Below are 6,774 nucleotides of genomic sequence, written 5' to 3' on the forward strand. Positions count from 1 at the left end.
GGACAACCTAGCAAAACCCAGACCAGCCTCACTGCGTATCCCCTCCACGGTCTGGGCCCTGGGTTTTGTCAGCCTGTTCATGGACCTTTCGTCAGAGCTGGTGCACAGCCTGTTGCCGGTATTTCTGGTCACCACTTTAGGCGCTAGCGCACTGACCGTCGGGGTGATCGAGGGCATCGCCGAGGCGACGGCGATGGTGGTCAAGATATTCTCCGGCGCCATCAGCGACTTTATCGGCCGGCGTAAAGGCCTGCTGTTGATGGGCTACGGTCTGGCGGCGTTGTCGAAGCCGCTGTTTCCCCTCGCGCACTCGGTTGATGTGGTATTTACCGCGCGCTTTCTGGATCGCATCGGCAAAGGCATTCGTGGCGCGCCGCGCGATGCGCTGGTCGCCGATGTCGCCCCCGCCGAAATCCGTGGTGCCTGCTTCGGCTTACGCCAGTCGATGGACACCGTGGGGGCGATTCTGGGTCCGGTTCTGGCGATCGTGCTGATGCTCTGGCTCGGGCAGATCCATCTGGTGTTGTGGTTTGCGGTGATCCCGGCGGTGATATCGGTGGCGCTGATTGTCGGTGGAGTCAAAGAACCAACCGATGTCGCCGGGAAACACACCTTTCGCTCGCCTATCCACTGGAAGGTTCTGCGGGAGTTTTCCCGGGGTTACTGGTGGGTAGTGATCGTCGGYGGGCTCTTCACGCTGGCCCGTTTCAGCGAGGCCTTTCTGGTCTTGAAAGCGCAGCAGACAGGCCTGACGGCCACTTGGGTGCCAATGGTGATGGTGGTCATGTCGCTGCTGTATGCGGTGTCGGCCTACCCTGCCGGCTGGTTGTCCGACCGGATCAGCCGCACCAAGTTGCTGTGTGTCGGCATGGGGCTGCTGATCCTGGCGGACCTGCTGCTGGCGCAAGCGGATTCAATCATGACCATGCTGGCGGGCGTAGCCCTGTGGGGCCTGCACATGGGCTTCAGCCAGGGCATTCTCGCGACGCTGATCGCCGACACTGCACCCGAGCATCTCAGGGGCACGGCCTTCGGCCTGTTCAATCTGATCAGCGGCGTGTGCCTGTTGATCGCCAGCGTACTGGCTGGCGCGCTATGGGAAACCTCGGGCTCCGCCAGCACTTTCATCGCCGGGGCGGTGCTGGCGGCTGCGGCGTTGGCGTTGCTCCTGTTGCGCAAGTCCTAGTCCTCGATCGCGGTGAACCCGCGTTGCAAATCCTCGATCAACGCGTCGACATCTTCCAGGCCAATGTGCAACCGCAGCACCGGGTTCAATGCGCGATCTGCCGCACTGTTGCGATCCTGGGTGTCGRCGACGGTGACCAGGCTTTCATAGCCGCCCCAGGACGCGCCCAGACCAAACACTTGCAACGCATCGATGAAGCGCTCTACATACGTAGCGTCGGCATCACGCAGTTCGAAGGACAGTAAGCCGTTACTGCCCGTGAAGTCCCGTCGCCACAGGGCATGATGGGGATGATCGGCCAGCGCCGGATGGAACACCCGTTTCACCTGCGGTTGCGCTTGTAGCCAATGAGCGATTTCCAGGGCCTGGCGTTCGTGCACCTCCAGGCGTGGCGCCAGGGTTCGGGCGCCGCGCAGCACCAGCCAGGCGTCGTCAGGGCTGACGGCGCTGCCAAAGGTGTCGCTCATGGACGCCAGCGGCTGCCAGACTTCTTGCCGGGTACAGACGCTGCCCATGACCACATCGCTGTGGCCGCACAGGTACTTGGTCAACGCCATGATCGAGATGTCCGCGCCCAGCGTCAGCGGCCGGTACAGGTAGCCCGAACCCCAGGTGTTATCGACGGCCAGCAGGATGCCCCGTGGTTTGCACAGTGCGGCGATGGCCGGCAGGTCGCTGAGTTCATACAGCAGCGAGCCGGGCACTTCGGTGTAGACCATTTTTGTATTGGCTTGCAGTTGCCCTTGCAGGCCGCTGCCGTCAGGCGCGAAGTAGCCGACCTGGATGCCGAACGGCCCAAGCAGCTCCCGAGCCAGACGCCGCACGGGCGCATACACCGCGTCGGTGATCAGCACATGATCGCCGGGCCGCAGGTAGGCCAGGAACGTCTGCGCCACCGCCGCCAGCCCGGTGCCAAACAAGCGGGTGCGATAACCGCCTTCCAGCTCCGTCACCAGGTCTTCCAAGGCAAAAGCGGTCGGATTGCCCCGAGCGCCATAGCTCAGCACCCGCTCCCGGTCACGGCGAGCACGGGCATCGCGCATCTGCGCCAGGTTGTCGAACAGCACCGTGCTCAAACGAGTGACGGGCACGTTGACACCTCGACTGCCACTGCCCTTTTCGGTACGCGCCGCCTGCACTAGACGGGTACGCACCCGCGCATCACGAGTCGCTTGAGACGGCGCGCGCAGCGGTTTCAGGCTGGCGATTTCGTCTGCGCTCATTTGCGCCAACAGGCCGATTTCCCAAGCCAGGTACTGACGAGCCGCGTCTTTGTTACCGGCGTGGCGATCATGGGTAAAGAACAGAAAATCGATGCACTGCTGATCCGGCGGCGTGTTGGCATCCTCTTGCAACGCAAAACCCGCCTCGCGCCAGGCGTCAACGCCGCCGCTCAACAGCCGGGTTTGCGCACGTTGAACATCGGGTAATTCCAGCGCCGCGAACGCTGCCAGCTGCGGGTCATCGGCCAGCAACACCAGGGGTCGCTGTTCACCGGCCACTTCACTTGCCAGCAACGAACGAATCGACCAGCGCGAGCCGGCGATATGACCTTTGCGGAAGGTCATGCTCGGGCGCAGGTCAATCAATGCCACCGCGTCATCCTTCAACGCATCGGCCAGGGCTTGCGCGGTGGTCACGGGCAATGTTTCGTGAACGGATACCTCAAGCGCGGGCAATGCCAGACCGCTACTCACCCCACCTTCCAGCACATAAGCTTCATGCCCCAACTGCCGAAGCCAACTGGCAACGATCGGCGCCCGTATGCCATCGCTGTCGATCAGCACCAACCGCGCCTGACGCACGCCGATATACAGGTCGGTAGACTGAATCAACTGTCCGCCCGGCGTGTGTTGCGCACCGGGCAAACTGCCGGCGACAAACTCCTCGGCGGTGCGCACATCGCACAGAAACAAACTGCGTGCGGCCTCCTCGGCCCACTGCTCGACCTGCGCCGCCGTAACGGTGTTTACCCCGGCCCGTGCGGCCAGTTGTACCGCGGCGAGGCGTTGTTGCGGCAAGGTCTTGGATGACACCTCATCGGCATAGCGGCGGGTGCTGCCATGTTCCAGCCGGAAATCTTCCAGGTACCAGCCCTGCGTACCGTTTTCCAAGGCGTAGACCGGATTCTTCAATCCCAGATTGATCAGGGTCTGGGCGCCAATAATGCTGCGGGTTCGACCGGCACAATTGACCACAATCGGCGTGCTGTCGTCCGGCACCAGATCCTGTACGCGATAGCCCAGCTCGCCGTTCGGGCAGCAGACAGAACCGGGGATGGTCATCTTGCGGTATTCGTCGAACGGCCGACCGTCCAGCACCACCAGAGGCTCGCCCCGGGCTTGCCATTCAGCCAGCTGCCTGGCGGTGACATGCGGTGTATCACTGGCCTCTTCCACCAACTCGCCAAAGGCTTTGGACGGCACATGCACACCCGCGAACAGTTGCAGGCCTGCCGCCTGCCAGGCATCGGCACCGCCGTCGAGAATATGCACGCAGCTGTACCCCAGCGCCTGCAAACGCCGAGCAGAGCGCACCGCGATGTCCCCGCCGTTCTGGTCATAGATCACCAGCCGCACCTGAGGATTCGGCGCCAGGCGTCGGACCTCCAGCTCCAGGCGACTGTAGGGCAGGTTCACCCCGTGAAACAGGTGAGCTTCGCCATATTGGCCATGCTCACGCACGTCAAACAGGGCAATTTCCTGCCCGTCGAACAGCCATTGCTGCAGTTGCCCTGGGGTTACGGTCTGGCTCATGTGTAGGCCTTGATCGACGGCGCCATTTGCGAGGCGTTGTAATTGAGAATGCGCCCGTCGGCCTCGACCCCATAACGGCCATTGAGCGATTCCAGCGGCAAACCGTACAGGTGGAAATGCAGGGTCGGCTGCTCGCCTTCGACACGGATGCCATGCAGGTCTTCACCGAGAAACGAGATCGACGTGCCGGGATGCACGATCACTTCTTTTTCCAGGTGCAACGTGGTGAACCCAGGCTCGCGGCCCTCGTCATCACGGGTGTAGACGTAATTGATTTCCTGACCTTCGATGGCGCTGATGATCGCCCAGGTTTCGTGGTTGTGCGGGATCGTACTTTTACCCGGCAGCAATGAGTTGAGGTACAGCGTCGGCGTGTCGCCATCGTCGTTGAGGCGGTAGCGGAACGCGGTGCTGCCCTGCCCCGGCACGGGCGCCGGGAACGCGTCGAAATTAAACAGATCACGGCGCTCGGCCAGGGTTTCGAGCAAGGCGACGATCTCCGTCAACGCGGCGCGGTCGACGCCACGCTGATGGATGACGCGGATTTTCTTGAGGAAATCCTCGATGACGGCGGCACGGCTATTGGTACTCATGAACAGACTCCTCGGTATTAGACGGACAGGCTGTAGCGGCTCAGGTTACTCAACAGATACGGATCGTTGGCGACACGGGGACGGCGTCCCGGATCGCCCAGGGCGTGACGCAGAAACTCCCGGGTCCGCTCGCTGGTGGGGTGCTGGAAGATCTGCTCGGCACTACCGCGCTCGACGATCACGCCGTTTTCGGTGAAGTAGACGATGTCGCTGATCTCTTCGGCAAAACGCATTTCGTGGGTCACCAGCACGCAGGTCATGCCCTCTTCCGTGAGTTCGCGAATCACCGTAAGCACCTCACCAACGGTTTCCGGGTCGAGGGCAGAAGTCACCTCATCGAACAGAATCAGTTCCGGGCGCATGGCCAACGCCCGGGCAATCGCCACCCGCTGTTGCTGACCGCCGGAGAGTTGCCCCGGATAGGCATCGGCCTTGTGCTCCATGCGCACCTTGGCCAGCAAGGCGCGGGCGTCTTTTTCGGCCTCGGCGCGGTTGCGCCCGAGCACTTTGCGCGGGGCGATTACCAGGTTCTCCAGCACCGACAAATGCGGAAACAGGTTGTACTGCTGGAACACAAACCCCACACGCTTGCGCAATTCGATACGCTGGCTTTCCTGGGCCAGGGTGTGAACCTCGGTGGCGCCGACGCGGATGCTCCCGCGCTGGGGCTGCAACAGGCCGGTGATGCAGCGCAGGATCGTCGACTTGCCGGAGCCGGACGGGCCAATGATCGACACGGCCTGGCCGCGATGCACGTCGAGGTCTATGCCCTTGAGCACCGGGTTGCTGCCAAATGACAGGTGCAGGTCGCGCAGGCTGACCAAGGGTTCGGCGACGGTTTCAGTAGAAGGCATAACGTCGCTCCAGGCGTTGGGTGAGTCGGGAAATCGGGTAGCAGTAAGCAAAGAACAGCACCAGCAGGCTCAGGTAAATCACCACAGTGAAGCCGGTGAGGTTCACCGTGTTGCTGGCGATTTGCGCGGTGTCGATCACGTCATGCACGCCCACCAAAGACGCCAGTGCGGTGCCCATGGTGATCACCGCGTAGAGGTTCATCCACGGCGGCAACATGCGTTTGAAGCACTGCGGCAGGATGATCGAGCGGAAAATCTGCCCGCGAGTGAAAGCCAGGGATCGCGCCGCTTCCCACTGGGTACTGGGGATCGAGGYGACGGCACCACGGAAGATCTCCGCAACATGGGCGCTCGCCGGCAACGCCAGGCCAATCGTGACCTTGACCCAGTCCGGGAACGCGACATAAGCGCTGCCGATGTGGATCTCGAACGGGAACACATAGGTGGTGAAATAGATCAGCACCAGCCACGGCGCGTTGCGAAAAATCTGCACCCAGATCCGCGCCGGCAAGCGCAGCAGCCACAACGGCGACAACGTCAGGGCACCGACCAACAACCCCAGCAACGAGCCCAGCCCGATCGCCACCAGACTGATCAGAATGTTCTGGCCAAACCCGACGACCAAGGCTGGCGACCATTGCAGCAAAGCCTTGAGTACCGGGCTGTGCGGCGCGAAATACACCAGCCAGAGCACGGCCCCCACCAACAGCAGCAACTTGCCGACATGCCGACGCGGCCAGGCCAGCGGCGCGGTGACGGACGATTCAATGGCCATAACCGGGCATCCTCAGGCGCGCTTCGAGCAGGCGCCCCACACAATTGACGGTAAAACTCAGCAGGCCGAAAAACGTCAGGATCAGAATCATCAGCTCCAACACGTTATCGCTCTGGGTCCAGATCATGATCGCCGCGTAGGTGATATCGCCGACGGCGATGGCCGAGGCGACGGCGGTCATTTTCACCAGGTCGATCAGATTGTTGATCAGCGATGGCAAGGCGAAGCGCAAGGCCAGTGGCAGTTGCACATTCCACAACAACTGGCGACTGCTGAACGCCAGCGAACTGGCCGCCTCGATTGTCACTGCCGGCACCGCTTCGATCCCGGCACGCAAGGCTTCGGCATGAAACGCACCTTTGTGCAGCGAAATCACGATCACCACCCAGGCGAACGGCGTCAGCGGGTTGGCCGCGCCAACGGCCTGGGTCAGCAGCATGTTCAGCACCAGAAATGCGCAATACAGCTGCACCAGGGTCGGCGTGTTGCGGGTGACTTCGACAAACACCCGCACAGGTTTTGCCAGCCAGGTTTTACCCGAGGTCAGCATCGCCGCCAAACCGACCCCCGCCAGCAGGCTGCCGACGATGGTGAACAGGCACAGCAGCAC

General features: G+C 62.2%; 6 protein-coding genes. 1 reads left to right on the plus strand and 5 read right to left on the minus strand.

Features of this window, described 5'->3' with window-relative positions; translation table 11 throughout:
• Positions 1-1,186, plus strand: a 1,186-nt coding sequence (locus AC1DLB_RS17060; protein ID WP_477785324.1) for an MFS transporter, incomplete at its 5' end; no start/stop codon positions are given.
• Here AC1DLB_RS17060 and metC read toward each other — a convergent pair.
• The 5 genes from metC to AC1DLB_RS17085 all read right to left on the minus strand — a co-directional run.
• Positions 1,183-3,942 carry a cystathionine beta-lyase gene (gene metC, locus AC1DLB_RS17065; protein ID WP_477785325.1) on the minus strand — a complete coding sequence of 920 codons (2,760 nt, stop codon included), beginning with the start codon at positions 3,940-3,942 and terminating at the stop codon, positions 1,183-1,185. The genes AC1DLB_RS17060 and metC overlap by 4 nt on opposite strands.
• Positions 3,939-4,535 carry a cysteine dioxygenase family protein gene (locus AC1DLB_RS17070; protein WP_477742935.1) on the minus strand — a complete coding sequence of 199 codons (597 nt, stop codon included), beginning with the start codon at positions 4,533-4,535 and terminating at the stop codon, positions 3,939-3,941. The genes metC and AC1DLB_RS17070 overlap by 4 nt, the downstream gene beginning before the upstream one ends.
• Positions 4,536-4,552: 17 nt before the next feature.
• On the minus strand, positions 4,553-5,389 hold the full coding sequence (locus tag AC1DLB_RS17075) for an amino acid ABC transporter ATP-binding protein (protein ID WP_477742934.1): 837 nt from the start codon (positions 5,387-5,389) through the stop codon (positions 4,553-4,555).
• Positions 5,376-6,164, minus strand: a complete 789-nt coding sequence (locus AC1DLB_RS17080; RefSeq protein WP_477785326.1) for an amino acid ABC transporter permease — start codon at positions 6,162-6,164, stop codon at positions 5,376-5,378. Before AC1DLB_RS17080 ends, AC1DLB_RS17075 begins: the two co-directional genes overlap by 14 nt.
• Positions 6,154-6,774 (minus strand): amino acid ABC transporter permease (locus AC1DLB_RS17085; protein ID WP_477785327.1); only part of this gene is annotated, 621 nt, incomplete at its 5' end. The genes AC1DLB_RS17080 and AC1DLB_RS17085, both read right to left, overlap by 11 nt.

This window comes from Pseudomonas sp. 05N434, from assembly GCF_056396965.1.